A 15,822-nucleotide genomic window follows, 5' to 3' on the forward strand; every position below is an offset into this window, starting at 1 on the left:
AGCCACAGGAGACACGCCATGACCAGCCCCGATTCCGGAGCCCCTTCCGCACGCCGCAGGACCCTCGCCGAGAAGGTCTGGGACGACCATCTCGTCGTGAAGGGCGAAGACGGCCAGCCCGACCTCATCTACATCGACCTGCACCTCGTGCACGAGGTCACCAGCCCGCAGGCCTTCGACGGTCTGCGCAGCGAGGGCCGCCCACTGCGCCGCCTCGACCTGACGATCGCGACCGAGGACCACAACACCCCGACGTGGGAGATCGACAAGCCGATCGCCGACCTCACCAGTCGCACGCAGATCGAGACGCTGCGCCGCAACGCGGCCGAATTCGGGGTGCGCCTGCACTCGCTGGGCGATGCCGAGCAGGGCATCGTGCACGTGGTGGGGCCGCAGCTGGGCCTGACGATGCCCGGCATCACGGTGGTGTGCGGCGACTCGCACACCTCGACCCACGGCGCGTTCGGCGCGATGGCGTTCGGCATCGGCACGAGCGAGGTCGAGCACGTCATGGCGACGCAGACCCTGCCGCTCAAGCCGTTCAAGACCATGGCCATCACGGTCGAGGGCACGCTGCGCCCCGGTGTCACGGCGAAGGACATCATCCTCGCGGTGATCGCGAAGATCGGCACGGGCGGCGGGCAGGGCTATGTGCTCGAGTACCGCGGCAGCGCGATCCGCGCCCTCTCGATGGAGGGCCGCATGACGATCTGCAACATGTCGATCGAGGCCGGAGCCCGCGCGGGCATGGTGGCGCCCGACGAGACGACCTTCGCGTACCTGGAGGGGCGGCCGCACGCACCGAAGGGCCAGGACTGGGAGGACGCGGTCGCGTACTGGCGCACGCTGCCGACCGACGAGGGTGCCGAGTTCGACGCGGAGGTCTTCATCGACGCGAACGAGCTCGAGCCGTTCGTCACGTGGGGTACGAACCCGGGACAGGGGAGCTCCCTCTCCGCCGCGGTGCCGGACCCCGCGCAGATCGCCGACCCGAACGAGCGCGCTGCCGCCGAGCGCGCGCTGGAGTACATGGCTCTGACGCCCGGCACTCCGCTCAAGGAGGTTCCGGTCGACGCCGTGTTCATGGGTTCCTGCACCAACAGCCGGATCGAGGACCTGCGCGCCTTCGCGTCGATCATCCAGGGCAAGAAGAAGGCCGACGGGGTCCGCGTGATGGTCGTGCCGGGCTCCGCGCGCGTGCGGCTGGAGGCCGAGGCTGAGGGCCTCGACAAGGTCATCACCGACTTCGGTGCCGAGTGGCGTTTCGCCGGCTGCTCGATGTGCCTGGGGATGAACCCCGACCAGCTCGCCCCCGGTGAGCGGTGCGCGTCCACCTCGAACCGCAACTTCGAGGGACGACAGGGCAAGGGCGGCCGGACGCACTTGGTGTCTCCGCTCGTGGCGGCCGCCACGGCGATCCGCGGCACCCTGTCCAGCCCGAGCGACCTGACGGAAGAGGCCTGACCATGGAGAAGTTCACGACCCACACGGGCATCGCGGCTCCGCTGAAGCGGTCGAACGTCGACACCGACCAGATCATCCCCGCGGTGTTCCTCAAGCGCGTCACCAAGACCGGCTTCGAGGACGCGCTGTTCCACGGATGGCGGCAGGACCCGGAGTTCGTGCTCAACCAGCCCGTGTACCAGGGCGCATCGATCCTCGTCGCCGGTCCCGACTTCGGTACCGGCTCGAGCCGGGAGCACGCCGTGTGGGCGCTGCGCGACTTCGGCTTCAAGGTCGTGCTCAGCCCGCGGTTCGCCGACATCTTCCGCGGCAACTCCGGTAAGCAGGGCCTGCTCGCCGCGACGATCTCGGAGGACGACCTCGAGCGGTTCTGGGCCGAGATCGAGCGGAATCCCGGGGCGCAGATGACCGTCGACCTCGAGGCGCGCACCGCGTCGGTCGGCGGCATCCAGGCCGACATCGGCATCGACGATTACACTAGATGGCGGCTCCTCGAAGGGCTCGACGACATCGGGCTCACGCTGCGCAACGAAGACAAGATCGCGCAGTTCGAGGCCCGTCGCGAGTCGTGGCGGCCGCGGACCCTCCCCGTTCAGTGAGACGGAGGGGGCGGGGGAGCCAGGGGTAACCCCGCCCCCGATGAACGAAGTGAGGCCCCAATGACGACACCCGTGCGCGACGCTCTTCCCGACGACGTCCCTGCGCTCACCGGAGACGTCCTCGCCATCCGAGGAGGCCGACCGCTGCGTGGCCGGGTCGACGTCAAGGGCGCGAAGAACCTCGCCACCAAGGCGATGGTGGCTTCGCTCCTGGGAGAGACGACGAGCGTCCTGCGCGACGTGCCGGCGATCAGCGATGTGGCCGTGGTCCGCTCCCTTCTCGAGGTGCACGGTGTCCGGGTGTCGGAGGGCGATGAGCCGGGCTCGCTCGTGTTCGACCCGAGCGACGTGGAGTCGGCGCACTTCGAGGAGATCGACGCCCACGCGGGCGCGTCCCGCATCCCGATCCTGTTCTGCGGGCCCCTGCTGCACCGGCTGGGCCAGGCGTTCATCCCCGACCTCGGCGGCTGCCGCATCGGCGATCGCCCGATCGACTTCCACCTGGACGCGCTGCGCAAGTTCGGCGCGATCGTCGAGAAGCTGCCGAGCGGCATCCGCCTCTCGACCGGCGGCACCCGCCTGCACGGCGCCAACATCCACCTGCCGTACCCGAGCGTCGGGGCGACCGAGCAGGTACTGCTGACGGCGGTGCGCGCCGAGGGCGTCACGGAGCTGCGCAACGCCGCGATCGAGCCCGAGATCATGGACCTGATCGCCGTGCTGCAGAAGATGGGCGCGATCATCTCCTACGAGCCGAACCGGGTGATCCTCATCGAGGGCGTCGAGAAGCTCCGCGGCTACGACCACCGGTCGATCTTCGACCGCAACGAGGCGGCCTCGTGGGCGTCGGCCGCTCTGGCGACGGACGGCGAGATCTTCGTCGGCGGCGCCAAGCAGCAGGAGATGCTGACGTTCCTCAACGTGTTCCGCAAGGCGGGCGGCTGGTTCGACATCCAGGAGGACGGCATCCTGTTCCGGCGCGACGGCGACATCAAGCCGGTCGTGATCGAGACCGACGTGCACCCCGGCTTCATGACCGACTGGCAGCAGCCCCTCGTGGTCGCGCTGACCCAGGCGCACGGCCGCTCGGTCGTGCACGAGACCGTGTACGAGAACCGCATGGGCTTCACGGAGGCCCTCGTGAAGATGGGCGCCGACATCGTCGTGCACCCGCGCGGGCTGCAGGACGGCCCTCGCCGCGTGCCGCGCCGTGACCTGGAGCAGGCCGCCGTCATCACCGGCCCGACGCCGCTGCACGGCGCCGACATCGTCGTGCCCGACCTGCGCGGCGGATACAGCCACGTGATCGCGGCGCTCACGGCCTCCGGCGAGTCGAAGGTGTCGGGCGTCGACATCCTGGCCCGCGGGTACGAGAAGTTCCTCGCCAAGCTCGACGCGCTCGGCGCCGACTTCGACGTCCTCCGGTGAGCCCGATGGCTTCCCGGTCGCCGGAGAAGACGCGTCCGAGTCTGTTCTGGCCGCTCGCGGCGATCGTCATCCCGCTCGTGTCGCTGCTCGCCAAGATCCGTGTCACCGGTGGTGAGAAGCTGCCGCGCGACGGCGCGTTCGTGCTCGCCCCGAACCACTACTCCGAGTTCGACCCGCTGATCGTCGCGGTCGCCGTGTGGCGCATCGGCCGAGCCCCGCGGTTCATGGCGAAGGAGAGCCTGTTCCGTGTCCCCGTGCTCGGATGGGTGCTGCGTCGCACGGGCATGGTGCCGGTCGCGCGGACGTCGTCGGCGACCGCGGCCAAGCAGACCATGGCGCAGTCGGCGGAGCTCGTCGAGCACGGCCGCGGCGTGATCGTGTACCCGGAGGGCACGCTCACGCGCGACCCGGATCTGTGGCCGATGCGCGGCAAGTCCGGCGCGGTCCGCCTCGCCCTCGCCGACGGGATCCCGCTGATCCCGATGGCGCAGTGGGGTACTCAGGAGATCATGGGTCGCTATCAGAAGGGCCTGAGCCTTTGGCCGCTGCGCAAGCCGGTCCGCGTGCTGGTGGGCGACCCGATCGACGTCGAGGATCTGCGCGGGCGTGCGACCGAGCCCGCCGCGCTGACCGAGGCGACGAGCCGCCTGATGAACGCGATCACGGCGCTGCTCGAGGAGTTGCGCGAGGAGAAGGCACCAGCGGAGCGGTGGAACCCCGCGAGCCACGGCCAGAAGGAGACCGGTCGACTTGACTCCTAAGAGGAACACACCAGCGGGACCCCGGGTCGCCGTGATCGGCGCGGGCAGCTGGGGCACCACGTTCGGGAAGATCCTGGCCGATGGCGGAGCGCAGGTCACGATGTGGGCCCGCCGCGCCGAGCTGGCGCACGAGATCGACGAGGCCAAGCGCAACTCGCGCTACCTGCCGGGCATCAACCTCCCGCGCACCATGGCGGCCACGCACGAGCTCTCCTCGGCGCTCGACGGGGCGGAACAGGTGTACCTGTCGGTGCCGAGCCAATCGCTGCGCGAGAACCTCAAGGCGCTGCGACCGCTGATCGCGTCCGGCGATGCCCGGATCGTCAGCCTCATGAAGGGGGTCGAGCGGGGCACGGGTCTGCGCATGAGTCAGGTGATCGAGCAGGAGCTGCGCTGCGACCCGGAGCGCATCGCGGTGGCGTCCGGCCCCAACCTGGCGCTGGAGATCGCGCGCGAGCAGCCCACCGCGGCCGTCATCTCGTCGCTGAGCCAGGAGACGGCGGAGGTCGTGGCGCGGGCCGCGCGCAACGGCTACTTCCGCACGTTCGTGAACACCGACGTGATCGGCACCGAGTTCGGCGGGGTGCTGAAGAACCTCATCGCCGTCGCGATCGGCATCGTCGACGGCGTCGGCTACGGCGAGAACACCAAGGCCTCGATCATCACGCGTGGTCTGGTCGAGATGACCGACTTCGCGGTCGCGAACGGCGCGCAGCCGGAGACGCTGCAGGGGCTCGCGGGGCTCGGCGACCTGATCGCGACGTGCCAGTCGCCGCTGAGCCGGAACAACACGGCCGGGCGGCTGCTCGGACAGGGCTATTCGTTCCAGGACGTCGTGAAGCAGATGCAGCAGACCGCGGAGGGGCTGGCCTCGGTCGCCCCCGTGCTGCAGCTCGCCCGCGAGGCCGGCGTCGACATGCCGATCGTCGAGCAGGTGAAGATGGTGCTCGACGGCAAGATGGATCCCCGGGATATCGCCCCGCATCTCACGACGGACGACGACACCCCGCAGGGGGAGAGGACCAACCATGGACAAGCAGACGGTGGTGGTGCTCTTCGGAGGGCGCTCCAGCGAGCATTCGATCAGTTCCGCAACGGCGGGGGGAGTGCTCGGCGCGATTGACCGCGACCGCTACGCGGTGATCCCGGTGGGGATCACGCGCGAGGGCGCCTTCGTGCTGGAGGACGACGACCCGGCGAAGTTCCCGCTCGATGCGGCGCACCTGCCCGAGGTGGTCGACAATGGCACGCGCATCCTGTGGCCGGAGCCGGGCGGCGACCGCACGCTCCGCGTGGTGCACCCCGGCGGCGCCGTCGACGGTCTCGGCGAGATCGACGTGGTGCTGCCCATCCTGCACGGACCGCACGGCGAGGACGGCACGATCCAGGGGTACTTCGACACGCTCGAGGTGCCGTACGCGGGCGGCGGCGTGCTCGATTCGGCGCTGTGCATGGACAAGCACTTCATGAAGATCGCCCTGCAGGCCGCGGGCATCCCGGTCGCGCCGTGGGTCACGGTGCGGCGCGCGGCGTGGGACGGCGACCCGTCGTCGGTACGCGAGCAGGCGGCCGGTCTGGGCCTCCCGGTGTTCGTGAAGCCCGCACGGGCGGGCTCGAGCGTGGGGGTGTCGAAGGTGAGCGCCCCGGAGGAGCTCGACGCGGCTCTCGCTGTGGCGTTCGCGGAAGACGACAAGGTCCTCATCGAGTCGGGGATCACCGGGCGCGAGATCGAGGTCGCGGTGCTGGAGGCGGCGGAGGGTGTCCGTGCCTCGCTCCCGGGCGAGATCGTCCTCACGTCGCGCGGCTTCTACGACTTCGAGGGCAAGTACCTCGGCGGCGACGGGGTCGACGTCGTGTGCCCGGCCGAGCTGAGCGACGCGGAGGTGTCGGCGGTGCAGGAGGCCGGGGTCCGCGCGTTCGAGGCGGTGGACGGCCGGGGCCTCGCCAGGGTCGACATGTTCCTCACGCCGTCGGGCGAGCTCGTGGTGAACGAGCTGAACACGATGCCCGGGTTCACGCCGATCTCGATGTTCCCCAAGTGCTGGGTGTCCTCCGGGCTGAGCTACCGCGACCTGATCACGGAGCTGGTGGAGGCGGGTCTGCGCCGCTGACCCGGGTTCTCCGCGGCGCTCAGCCCGCGGGGAACTCCACGCGGTCCGTGCACTGCGCGGTCGCGGGCGACAGGCCGGACTGGATGCTCGACGAGAGGGTGTTCACGATCGACTGGAAGTCGATCTGCTCGCCGCGGCGGATGATGACCTCCACCGCGGGCTCGCGCCCGTAGGTGACGAGGCGCTGCCGCTCCTCCTCCTGATCGAGCACCAGCCAGTCGACGCCGCCGAGCGTCGTGCAGACGAGCGCCGATGGCGCGGGGGGCTCCACGCCGCAGCGCAGCACGATCGTGGGGTCGCCCCAGGCGCCCGTGGCCTGCGCGTCGGTCCACACCCGGTCGAACCCGTCGACGCTGTCGGGGAGCAGCACGGAGACGGAGGCGCAGCCCGGATCGTTGGCGTCGTCCGCGGGTTCCAGGTGGACGGTGGTCGAGCATCCGGTGACGACGGCGGCGAGGGCGATCGCCCCGGCGACGGCGGCGAGACGACGAGAACGGGGCATGCATCCAGGCTACCTTTGACGACATGCACTCCCGACCCGATGCCGACGACCCGCGCCTGGCAGAGCTCTCGGAGGGACGCATCCTGCGGTCGATCCTGAGCCGCACGACCCCGGGAGCGCACACGCTCCTCGGGCCGGGTGATGATGCGGCCGTGATCGCGGCGCCGTCGGGCTCGGTCGTCGCGACGACGGACACGCTGGTGCACGGTCCCGACTTCCGACTGGCGTGGTCCAGCGGGCATGATCTCGGCTGGAAGGCCGCGGCCGTGAACCTCGCGGACGTCGCGGCGATGGGGGCGCGTCCGACCGCGCTGCTGGTGGCCCTGGCGGTGCCGCGCGATCTGCGGTTGTCGTTCGTGGAACGGCTGGCCGACGGATTCCGCGATGCGTGCGCGGCCCTGGCGCCGGGGTGTGCGGTGGTGGGCGGCGACCTGACGGTGTCCGATGTGCTGACGGTGGCGGTGACCGCTCTCGGTGACCTGGAAGGGCGCCCTCCCGTCACGCGGGCGGGTGCGCGACCCGGTGACGTGGTCGCGGTCGCCGGCGAACTCGGTCATGCCGCGCATGGGCTCGCGATCTTGTTCGGGCGCTTCCGCGACGGGGACGCGCCGATTCCGGTCGACCCGTCCCTGCTCGGACCAGGGGAGAGCGCGGCGGTGGCTGCGCAGCTGCGTCCGTCGCCGCCGATCGGGCTGGGCGTGGTGGCCGCGGCGGCCGGGGCGACCGCGATGATGGACGTCTCCGACGGGCTGGCGCTCGACGCGCGGCGGATGGCGGATGCCTCGGGGGTGACGATCGCGCTGGAGCGCGCCGAGCTCGGTGACTTCCCGGAGCGGGCGCTGGCGGGCGGGGAGGATCATGCGCTGCTGGCGAGCTTCCCGGACGGGATCCTGCCGCCGGGGTTCCGGGCGATCGGCACCGTGAGGGAGCGCGCGGACGAGAACCTGCTCTGCGACGACCTCCCGGTCGACGTCAGCGGCTGGGACCCCTATCGCGACTGGGACTCCGTGGCGGGCTGATCCTGTTCCGCAGGCGCGGCCTCGCCCGCGCGTTCGCACCACCAGAGCGCGGTGTCGCCATAGGTCTTCTCGCGGAATACGTGCAGTTCCGCCGCCTCGACGTCCGGAGGGGTGGAGCGACGGGCACGTTCGACGATCAGCACCGCGTCGTCGCTCAGGAGCGGCGCGAGGGCGATCAGGTCCGCGGTCATGGCGGCGTCATCGAGGTCGTACGGCGGGTCCGTGAACACGAGGTCGTAGGGCCCCGTGGCGCGGGCCAGGTAGGAGCGGACGCTCGCTTCGTGCACCCGTGCCGGCGGCCGGCCGCTCGCCCTGGCCACGGCTCCCGCGTTACGGCGCACGACGGCCGCGGCGGGGCGACCCCGCTCGACCAGGTCGGCGGTCGACGCTCCGCGGCTGAGCGCCTCGAGCCCGAGGGCCCCTGAGCCGGCGTACAGGTCGAGGACCCGCGCGCCGTCGATCGCTTCGAGCGACTCGAGCGCGGCGAACAGGGACTCCCGCACGCGATCGCTCGTGGGCCGCGTCCCCGCCCCAGGAACCTCGAGACGGATGCCGCGCGCGCGTCCTGCGATGATCCTGGTCACCCGTTCACGATACGACAGGGGGCGACGACGTCGTGTCGGTCGCGTTCTCTAGACTCGGAGCATGTCGCTCACGCTCGAATCCTCGCTGGAGGAGGCTATCGGCGCGGCGTCGGCCAAGACGCTGGGTCGCGCCTTCGGCATGAAGACCGTGGGCGATCTGCTCGGCCACTACCCGCGGCGCTATGCGGATCCGGGTGAGCTCACGCCGATCCGCGATCTCCCGATCGGCGAGACGGTCACGATCGTCGCCGAGGTGCTGTCGTCGAGCTTCCGTCGTATGCGCAACCGACCCGGCGCGATGGTGGACGTGGTGATCGGCGACGGGGTGGGCCGCATGTCCTTGACCTTCTTCGCGAAGAACATCGGTGCGGCCGAGTGGCGGTCGAACGATCTCGCGGTCGGCCGACGCGGGGTATTCTCCGGCAAAGTGGGCGAGTTCAACGGCGTCACGCAGTTCGCGCATCCCGAGTACGAGCTGTTCGATGATGAGGATGCGGCGCGCCGTCGGGCCGACGCGCGGGCGGCGGTGCCCATTCCCATCTACCCGGCGACGTCGGCGATCCAGACGTGGCAGATCGCCCGCCTGGTCGGCCGCGTGCTGGACGGGCTGACCGAGGTGCCTGAGCCGCTGCCCGAAGAGGTCCGTCGCGGCGAAGAACTGCTCACGGCGCGGGAGGCGCTCGAGCGCATCCACCGCCCCCGCACGCGCAACGACATCGACCCCGCGGTGCGCACCCTCCGCATGCACGAGGCGCTGACCCTGCAGACGGCGCTGCTGCAGCAGCGCCAGGCGGTGCGCGCCCTGGCGGCCACGTCGCGCCCGGCTCACCCCGGTGGGCTCCTCGAACGGTTCGACGCTGCGCTGCCGTACACCCTGACCCCCGACCAGGAGACCGTGGGCGCGCAGATCGCGCATGACCTGGTCGGTGCGTGGCCGATGAACCGACTGGTGCAGGGCGAGGTCGGCTCGGGAAAGACCCTCGTCGCGCTGCGCGCCATGCTGCAGGTGGCCGAGAGCGGGGGACAGGCGGCCCTGATCGCCCCGACCGAGGTCCTCGCGGCCCAGCACCTGCGCTCCATCACGAAGATGCTGGGCCCGCAGCTCGCCCCGCTGCTGATGCCGACGCTGCTCACGGGTCAGCTCCCCGCGGCCGAGCGGCGCAAGGCTGCGCTCCGGGTCGCCTCCGGGCAGTCGCTCATCGTGGTCGGGACGCACGCGCTGCTGGGGGAGAAGACCACGTTCGCCGATCTCGGGCTCGTCGTTGTCGACGAGCAGCACCGCTTCGGTGTGGAGCAGCGGGAGGCGCTGCGCGCGAAAGGATCCAGTCCGCACGCGCTCGTCCTCACCGCGACGCCGATCCCGCGCACGGTCGCGATGACGGTCTTCGGCGACCTCGACACCTCGGTCATCCGCACGATGCCCGCCGGTCGCGCCGGCATCGAGTCGTACGTCGCTCCGCTGGCCGAGCATCCCGGCTGGTTCAACCGCGTGTGGGAGCGGGCGGCGGAGGAGATCGCGCAGGGTCGACAGGTGTTCGCGGTATGCGCGGCGATCGACACGGCGGCGAAGACGGCGGAGGCGGGCGAGCAGGAGCTTTTGGCGCCGGAGGGCGGGAAGGGGCCGCGCTGGGGCGTCGTGCAGCTCGACGAGGCGCTGGCCACGCATCCGACGCTCGGCGGCCTCCGGCGCGCGGTGCTGCACGGGCGCATGCCGTCGGAGGAGAAGGATGCGGTGATGCAGTCCTTCGCCCGCGGCGACATCGATCTGCTGCTGGCGACGACCGTGATCGAGGTCGGGGTCGACGTGCCCAACGCCTCGACCATGATCGTGCTCGATGCCGACCGCTTCGGGGTGTCGCAGCTCCATCAGCTGCGCGGACGTGTGGGTCGTGGCGGCGTGCCGGGGTTGTGCCTGCTGGTTACCGAGGCCGAGGAAGGCTCCGTCGCGCGGGAGCGGGTCGATGCGGTCGCTGCGACCCTGGACGGGTTCGCCCTGGCCGAGGTCGATCTGGAGCTGCGGGGGGAGGGCGACGTGCTCGGTGCTGCGCAGGCGGGCGTGCGCTCGTCGCTCAAGCTGCTCAGGGTCGTGAAGGATGCGGCGCTGATCACCCGCGCGAGGGAGCTCGCGGAGGGGATCCTGTCCGACGACCCGGAACTCGCGCGCCACCCCGGTCTCCGCGACGCCATCGGTCGCCGCGTGACGGACGAGGACCGCGCGGCGCTGGCGAAGAACTGACGCCGTTCGGCCGTGCCCTAGGCTGGATGCATGAGCAGCAGGATCGCCGTCGTCCCGGGTTCGTTCGATCCGCCGACCCTGGGTCACCTCGATGTGATCCGCCGCGCGGCCGCCCTGTACGACGAGCTGCACGTGCTGGTGGTGCACAACCCCGGCAAGGAGGCGATGCTGCCGATCGCGCAGCGGCTGTCCCTGCTCGAGCGCTCGATCGCCGAGGACGGCATGCAGGGCAACATCGTGATCGGCTCCTGGAGCATGGGTCTCCTCGTCGACTACGCGCGCGACGTGAACGCGGGCGTGCTGGTGAAGGGCATCCGCTCGCAGGTCGATGTCGCGTACGAGTCGCCGATGGCGATCGTGAACCGTCACCTGGCCGACATCGAGACCGTCTTCCTGCTGCCCGATCCCGCGCACGCCATGGTGTCGAGCTCGCTCGTGCGCCAGGTCGCGTCGCTGGGGGGAGACATCGCGCCGTTCGTTCCGCCGGCCGTCGCGTCGTTCCTCGACACCGGTGCGCGCGGCCTCTGAGGCCGCCCGTCCGGCCCGGTCGCAGGGAGACCCCGGTAGCATTGAGGGGTGCGTTCCCGACTCAACAGCCCCTTCGTGCTCCCCGTCCGTGACATCGTCCGGCGTCCGGGGGAGATGCGCGAGCACACCTTCACGGTGACGCTCCCCGAGCAGTGGGGGGAGGGCATCGTGACCTTCGAGTCAGGCTCCGAGCTGGATCTCGACGTGCGTCTGGAGTCGGTTCACGAGGGCATTCTCGTGTCCGGTTCCGCGGATGGAGAGTACGTCGGCGTCTGCGGCCGCTGCCTCACCGACATCTCCGAGTCTGTCGAAGTCGAGTTCCAGGAGCTTTTCGCGTATCCTGGTGAGGAAGAAACTGACTTCGAGGTTCAAGACGACCACGTGGATCTTGAAACTCTCGTCAGGGATGCGGCCGTATTGTCGCTTCCATTTCAGCCGGTGTGTCAGCCGGATTGCCTCGGGCTCGACCCGGTCACAGGCGAGAGGCTGACCGAGAGCACCGGGACGGAGCAGGCCGCTCCCATCGATCCTCGATGGAGTGCGCTCCAGCAGATCACAGACCAAGACGGCACGGCAGAGAGCCGTGCCGCCGAGAAAGAAGAGAGCTAGTCATGGCTGGTAACCCCCCGAAGCGCAAGGTCTCCCGTTCGAACACCCGCTCGCGTCGCGCGCAGTGGAAGGCGGAGGCTCCGGCGCTCGTCAAGACCGTCGAGAACGGCAAGGTCGTCTACAGCCGTCCGCACCAGGCGAAGGTCGTCACCGACTCGCAGGGCACCGAGCTCTTCCTGGAGTACAAGGGCCGCAAGGTCGCCGACGTCTGAGTCGCGTACCGTGACGGAGGTCCCCGGGGGGACGAGACCTCTCCCAGCAAAGCTCCGCGTCGACATCGACGCGGAGCTTCTGGAGTTGGCACTCACCCATCGCTCTTACGCCTACGAGCACGGCGGCATCCCGCACAACGAGCGCCTGGAGTTCCTCGGCGACTCGGTGCTGGGGCAGGCGGTGACGGTGATGCTGTTCACCACGCACCCCGACCTCGACGAGGGCGAACTGGCCAAGCGGCGGGCAAGCGTCGTCTCGACGGTGGCCCTGGCCGAGGTGGCCCGCGGTATCGACCTCGGAAGTCATCTCTTGCTGGGTCGCGGTGAGGAGCAGACGGGCGGTCGCGACAAGGACTCCATTCTGGCCGACACCATGGAGGCCGTGATCGGCGCCACCTACCTCTCCGCGGGGCCGGAGGCGGCGACCGAGCTGGTGCTGCGATTGACCGAGCCTCTGCTGGCGGACCCGGAGCGCTACGGCGCCGCGATGGACCCGAAGACCAGCCTGCAGGAGCTTGCCGCCCGGGTGGGTGCTACGCCGCCGCAGTACTCGGTCGAGGCGAGCGGACCGGATCACGACCGTCGCTTCACGGCCACGGTCGCCGTCGGAGACGTCGAGATGACCGGCACCGGAAGCAGCAAGAAGACCGCGGAGATGGCGGCCGCGCTCAGCGCCTGGCGCGTGCTCAACGAGCGTGCCTGAGCTTCCCGAGGTCGAGGTCGTCCGCGCGGGCCTCGCCCCGGCCGCGGTCGGCGCGACGATCACGGCCGTGAGCGTCTTCGACGAGCGCGCCCTCACCAGGCACACGGCGGGTGCTGCCGACTTCGTGCAGCGCCTCGAGGGACGTGCCGTCACGGCGGCGATGCGTCGCGGCAAGTTCCTGTGGCTTCCCCTCGATGACGACGGGGAGTCGGCGCTGATCGCGCACCTCGGGATGAGCGGACAGCTGCTGCTGCGGGCTCCCGACGCTCCGTCCGAGCGCCATGAACGCGTGCGCCTCGGGATCGAGCATCCCGTTCACGGTGAGCTCGCGGTCGTATTCGCGGATCAGCGCACGTTCGGCTCCCTCGCCGTCGATGCCTTGGTGGAGGACGGGCCCTCGCGCGTACCGACGCAGGTGGCGCACATCGCGCGCGATCCGATGGACCCGTTCTTCGACGACGACGCCTTCCGACTGGCTCTCGCTCGCCGGCACAGCGCGGTCAAGCGGGTGCTGCTCGACCAGGGCGTCGTGAGCGGTATCGGCAACATCTATGCCGACGAGTCGCTGTGGGCCGCGCGTATCCACCCCGAGACGCCGGCCGATCGACTCTCGACCCCGGCCGTGCACCGTCTGCTCACCGAGGTCCGCACCGTGTTGGCGAAAGCCCTCGCCGAGGGCGGGACCAGCTTCGATGCGCAGTACGTCAACGTGAACGGCCAGGCGGGGTACTTCGCCCACTCCCTCAATGCCTACGGCCGCGGCGGGGAGCCGTGTCCGCGGTGCGGCGGCGCCATTCGGCGGGTGTCGTTCATGAACCGGTCGTCCCACTTCTGCCCGACCTGCCAGCGCCGCCGCTGAGGTCACACCGGCTGGAAGGCTCGCCCGAGGAGCGGCCGCGTCGCCCAGGTGCTCGCCCACACCAGCCCGATCCCGGTGATGAGAACCACGGCGATGGTGGCGATCGAGACGGGCGCCGTGATCAGTGCGATTCCGAGCAGGGGGAACACGAGGAACGCGGCGCAGAGGGCGGAGCCGAGAGAGGTCACGAGCACCGGGGCGACGATGGAGCGTCGGCGGGCGCGATCGATCATCTCCATCGGCATCCCCAGCTGGTGCAGGCTTCGGTGGAGGTCTCTCTGATCGATCACGTCCGCAGCCTGATTGACGCCCACGGATGCCGCCACCATGAGGAACGATCCGATCAGGGTGATGATGAGTCCGGTGCGGATATCGGCGGCGAGCGTCGCGTCGGCCCCGGATGCACCAGGACCGTCGATCTCCGCCATGAGCGCGACACCGGTCCCCGCGAAGACGGCCATGAAGCTCGCCATCGCGATGCCACCGACCTGACGCCACGCAGCTTTCGGCGCATCCAGGACGATGCGGGCCGAGAGCATGCGGTCGGGCTCCTGTGCCCGGCGCAGGCTCGTGCGTGCCCAGATCGACAGTGCCCAGGGGCCGACCAGGTTCAGCACGGCGAGCGCCGCGGCGTAGAGGCCACACAGCACGATGACGGCGATCATCCCGCCGGCGATGGCGGGAACCGCCTTGATGAGCACGAAGGCGATCGCCAATCCCCCCACGGCGATCACCGCACGGATCCAGTGCATCTTGGTGACGACGGCGCGAGTGCGCACTCCCAGCGGCGAGATCACCACGCGGCGCAGACCGATGGAGGCACTCACCACGGCCAGCAGCAGCACCACGGCGACCACGAGGAGGATCGGAACGGGTGGCAGGAGCACAGCATCGAACCCGAGCGGTGCGCCGCGGAACGGGATCAAGCCGATGAGCGGACTGATCGCGAGGTGACCCGCCACCCCGATCGCGGCGCCGACGGCTGCCACGAGCAGCGACTCCGCCACGGTGGCGACCGTCACCCCCGCGGGTGTGACACCGAGCAGGCGGAGTGTCGACAGCCTCTCGTCGCGACGGCGCGCTGACAGTCGGGCGGCCGCACCACCGAGGGACATGAGCGGCACGACGAGGAGGACGAGAGCGATGCCAGCGAGTGCCTGGTAGAGGGCAGCACTGTCATCGGACCACCGCCAGAACGACTGCGCACCGCCGATCACCGTGAGGACCAGGGTGGTGACGATGCCGAAGGCGACGACGGGGAGCACGAGGACGCTGTTCTCGCCGCGGGCCGGCCGCAGGAGGAGCGTCAGCACGCCGGCGTTCATGCGTCCACCGCCGAGGAGACGACGCGCCCGTCACGCACGGCGACCGTACGGGTGCAGCGTGCCGCGACGTCGGCGTCGTGCGTGACCACCACCAGCGTGCGTCCCTGGCCGGTGGTCGACCACAGCAGTGCATCCATCACCTCTGCGGAGGTGTGCGAGTCGAGCGCGCCGGTCGGCTCGTCCGCGAAGACGATCTCCGCCCCCGTCGCCTGCGCGCGCGCGATCGCGACACGTTGCGCCTGACCGCCGGAGATTTCGCCGATGCGTCGATCCTCCATTCCCGCCAGTCCGAGCGCGGCGAGCCAGGAGGCGGCGTGCGGGATGGCATCCTTCTTCGCCACGCCGTTGATCATGGAGGCCAGGGCCACATTCTCGACCGCGGTGAGCTCGGGGATGAGGAGTCCCTGCTGGAACACGAAGCCGAATCGTTCGCGCCGCAGGCGCGAGCGCGCGGATTCCCCGAGTGCGGTGACCTCGACGGGTCCGCCGGCGGACGGGTGGAACGTGACGCTGCCGGCGTCGGGGGCCGTGATGCCCGCGAGCACGTGCAGCAGAGTGGTCTTGCCCGATCCGGAGGCGCCCATGATGGCCACGGCTTCTCCGCGCTGCACGGCGAGGTCGATGCCGGCGAGGGCGCGCGTGGCCCCGAAGGTCTTGGTGAGAGCGTGAGCTTCGATCACGAATGCGTTCATGATTCCAGCCTTCCCGCGCGCGGCCCCCACGTCGTCGGCCGTCCGGATGACCGTCCGGGAGCGGAGTCATCCCAGAGGATGACCCCCCCCCCCCCGGACCCAAACTTCCTCCGCCCCACGCCCCCGTCCCAAACCGAGCGGAACCCAACCGCCCCTTTTATGTTGAGCCCCCGCCGGTTCTTCTCCTCGT

General features: G+C 70.4%; 17 protein-coding genes. 13 read left to right on the plus strand and 4 right to left on the minus strand.

Features of this window, described 5'->3' with window-relative positions:
• Positions 1-18: 18 nt before the first annotated feature.
• Genes leuC through ACFV3I_RS09760 form a run of 6 tightly spaced genes read left to right on the plus strand, consistent with a single transcriptional unit; the run spans position 19 to position 6,363 of the window.
• Complete coding sequence (gene leuC / locus ACFV3I_RS09735; RefSeq protein ID WP_247638724.1) at positions 19-1,464, plus strand: 3-isopropylmalate dehydratase large subunit; 1,446 nt, start codon at positions 19-21, stop codon at positions 1,462-1,464.
• A gap of 2 nt (positions 1,465-1,466) precedes the next feature.
• Positions 1,467-2,063, plus strand: coding sequence for a 3-isopropylmalate dehydratase small subunit (leuD, locus tag ACFV3I_RS09740; RefSeq protein WP_136037000.1), 597 nt, complete (start codon positions 1,467-1,469; stop codon positions 2,061-2,063).
• Positions 2,064-2,123: 60 nt separating this feature from the next.
• Positions 2,124-3,491, plus strand: coding sequence for a UDP-N-acetylglucosamine 1-carboxyvinyltransferase (gene murA, locus ACFV3I_RS09745; RefSeq protein ID WP_136034524.1), 1,368 nt, complete (start codon positions 2,124-2,126; stop codon positions 3,489-3,491).
• A gap of 5 nt (positions 3,492-3,496) precedes the next feature.
• Entirely contained in the window at positions 3,497-4,252 is a 756-nt protein-coding gene (locus tag ACFV3I_RS09750; RefSeq protein WP_136034526.1) for a 1-acyl-sn-glycerol-3-phosphate acyltransferase, read from the plus strand.
• Entirely contained in the window at positions 4,242-5,375 is a 1,134-nt protein-coding gene (locus ACFV3I_RS09755) for an NAD(P)H-dependent glycerol-3-phosphate dehydrogenase (RefSeq protein WP_136034529.1), read from the plus strand. Before ACFV3I_RS09750 ends, ACFV3I_RS09755 begins: the two co-directional genes overlap by 11 nt.
• Positions 5,281-6,363 carry a D-alanine--D-alanine ligase family protein gene (locus tag ACFV3I_RS09760; protein ID WP_247638725.1) on the plus strand — a complete coding sequence of 361 codons (1,083 nt, stop codon included), beginning with the start codon at positions 5,281-5,283 and terminating at the stop codon, positions 6,361-6,363. Before ACFV3I_RS09755 ends, ACFV3I_RS09760 begins: the two co-directional genes overlap by 95 nt.
• 19 nt (positions 6,364-6,382) lie before the next feature.
• Here the strand turns inward: ACFV3I_RS09760 and ACFV3I_RS09765 are convergent, their stop codons facing one another.
• Entirely contained in the window at positions 6,383-6,865 is a 483-nt protein-coding gene (locus tag ACFV3I_RS09765; protein ID WP_206251329.1) for a DUF3515 domain-containing protein, read from the minus strand.
• 23 nt (positions 6,866-6,888) lie between these two features.
• Here ACFV3I_RS09765 and thiL point away from each other — a divergent pair, with 23 nt between their 5' ends.
• Positions 6,889-7,884, plus strand: coding sequence for a thiamine-phosphate kinase (thiL, locus tag ACFV3I_RS09770; protein WP_136034536.1), 996 nt, complete (start codon positions 6,889-6,891; stop codon positions 7,882-7,884).
• On the opposite strand, the gene rsmD is transcribed toward thiL, so the two are convergent.
• On the minus strand, positions 7,854-8,468 hold the full coding sequence (gene rsmD, locus ACFV3I_RS09775) for a 16S rRNA (guanine(966)-N(2))-methyltransferase RsmD (RefSeq protein WP_247638726.1): 615 nt from the start codon (positions 8,466-8,468) through the stop codon (positions 7,854-7,856). The genes thiL and rsmD overlap by 31 nt on opposite strands.
• A 61-nt stretch (positions 8,469-8,529) precedes the next feature.
• On the opposite strand from rsmD, the gene ACFV3I_RS09780 reads away from it, so the two are divergent.
• From ACFV3I_RS09780 to mutM, 6 genes are all read left to right on the plus strand, one after another.
• Positions 8,530-10,704: an ATP-dependent DNA helicase RecG gene (locus ACFV3I_RS09780; protein WP_378803658.1), complete on the plus strand. Its 2,175-nt coding sequence runs from the start codon at positions 8,530-8,532 to the stop codon at positions 10,702-10,704.
• 30 nt (positions 10,705-10,734) lie between these two features.
• The gene (coaD, locus tag ACFV3I_RS09785; RefSeq protein WP_136034542.1) at positions 10,735-11,232 is read left to right on the plus strand and encodes a pantetheine-phosphate adenylyltransferase; all 498 of its coding nucleotides are present in this window, start codon (positions 10,735-10,737) and stop codon (positions 11,230-11,232) included.
• 114 nt (positions 11,233-11,346) lie between these two features.
• Positions 11,347-11,841: a YceD family protein gene (locus tag ACFV3I_RS09790; protein WP_378823220.1), complete on the plus strand. Its 495-nt coding sequence runs from the start codon at positions 11,347-11,349 to the stop codon at positions 11,839-11,841.
• Positions 11,842-11,843: 2 nt separating this feature from the next.
• Positions 11,844-12,053, plus strand: coding sequence for a 50S ribosomal protein L32 (rpmF, locus tag ACFV3I_RS09795; protein WP_050721097.1), 210 nt, complete (start codon positions 11,844-11,846; stop codon positions 12,051-12,053).
• A 10-nt stretch (positions 12,054-12,063) separates the two neighbouring features.
• A complete protein-coding gene (gene rnc / locus ACFV3I_RS09800; protein ID WP_136034544.1) occupies positions 12,064-12,756 on the plus strand; it encodes a ribonuclease III in 693 nt (230 codons plus the stop codon).
• Positions 12,749-13,615 (plus strand): bifunctional DNA-formamidopyrimidine glycosylase/DNA-(apurinic or apyrimidinic site) lyase, encoded by an 867-nt coding sequence (mutM, locus tag ACFV3I_RS09805; RefSeq protein ID WP_247638728.1) that lies wholly within the window; start codon positions 12,749-12,751, stop codon positions 13,613-13,615. Before rnc ends, mutM begins: the two co-directional genes overlap by 8 nt.
• 2 nt (positions 13,616-13,617) lie before the next feature.
• Here mutM and ACFV3I_RS09810 read toward each other — a convergent pair whose 3' ends face one another.
• Both ACFV3I_RS09810 and ACFV3I_RS09815 read right to left on the minus strand, forming a co-directional pair.
• Entirely contained in the window at positions 13,618-14,940 is a 1,323-nt protein-coding gene (locus ACFV3I_RS09810; protein WP_247638729.1) for an FtsX-like permease family protein, read from the minus strand.
• On the minus strand, positions 14,937-15,632 hold the full coding sequence (locus ACFV3I_RS09815) for an ABC transporter ATP-binding protein (protein ID WP_247638730.1): 696 nt from the start codon (positions 15,630-15,632) through the stop codon (positions 14,937-14,939). The genes ACFV3I_RS09810 and ACFV3I_RS09815 overlap by 4 nt, the downstream gene beginning before the upstream one ends.
• Positions 15,633-15,822 lie beyond the last annotated feature (190 nt).

It is taken from the genome of Microbacterium sp. NPDC059771 (assembly GCF_042732495.1).
GTDB classification, from domain to species: Bacteria; Actinomycetota; Actinomycetes; order Actinomycetales; family Microbacteriaceae; genus Microbacterium; species Microbacterium sufflavum.

Bases quoted from the DNA above. Each gene is read 5' to 3' on its own strand.
- leuC (WP_247638724.1), top strand. From the start codon at position 19: ATGACCAGCCCCGATTCCGGAGCCCCTTCCGCACGCCGCAGGACCCTC.
- leuD (WP_136037000.1), top strand. From the start codon at position 1,467: ATGGAGAAGTTCACGACCCACACGGGCATCGCGGCTCCGCTGAAGCGG.
- murA (WP_136034524.1), top strand. From the start codon at position 2,124: ATGACGACACCCGTGCGCGACGCTCTTCCCGACGACGTCCCTGCGCTC.
- ACFV3I_RS09750 (WP_136034526.1), top strand. From the start codon at position 3,497: ATGGCTTCCCGGTCGCCGGAGAAGACGCGTCCGAGTCTGTTCTGGCCG.
- ACFV3I_RS09760 (WP_247638725.1), top strand. From the start codon at position 5,281: ATGGACAAGCAGACGGTGGTGGTGCTCTTCGGAGGGCGCTCCAGCGAG.
- ACFV3I_RS09765 (WP_206251329.1), bottom strand. From the start codon at position 6,865: ATGCCCCGTTCTCGTCGTCTCGCCGCCGTCGCCGGGGCGATCGCCCTC.
- thiL (WP_136034536.1), top strand. From the start codon at position 6,889: ATGCACTCCCGACCCGATGCCGACGACCCGCGCCTGGCAGAGCTCTCG.
- ACFV3I_RS09780 (WP_378803658.1), top strand. From the start codon at position 8,530: ATGTCGCTCACGCTCGAATCCTCGCTGGAGGAGGCTATCGGCGCGGCG.
- coaD (WP_136034542.1), top strand. From the start codon at position 10,735: ATGAGCAGCAGGATCGCCGTCGTCCCGGGTTCGTTCGATCCGCCGACC.
- ACFV3I_RS09790 (WP_378823220.1), top strand. From the start codon at position 11,347: ATGCGCGAGCACACCTTCACGGTGACGCTCCCCGAGCAGTGGGGGGAG.
- rpmF (WP_050721097.1), top strand. From the start codon at position 11,844: ATGGCTGGTAACCCCCCGAAGCGCAAGGTCTCCCGTTCGAACACCCGC.
- ACFV3I_RS09810 (WP_247638729.1), bottom strand. From the start codon at position 14,940: ATGAACGCCGGCGTGCTGACGCTCCTCCTGCGGCCGGCCCGCGGCGAG.
- ACFV3I_RS09815 (WP_247638730.1), bottom strand. From the start codon at position 15,632: ATGAACGCATTCGTGATCGAAGCTCACGCTCTCACCAAGACCTTCGGG.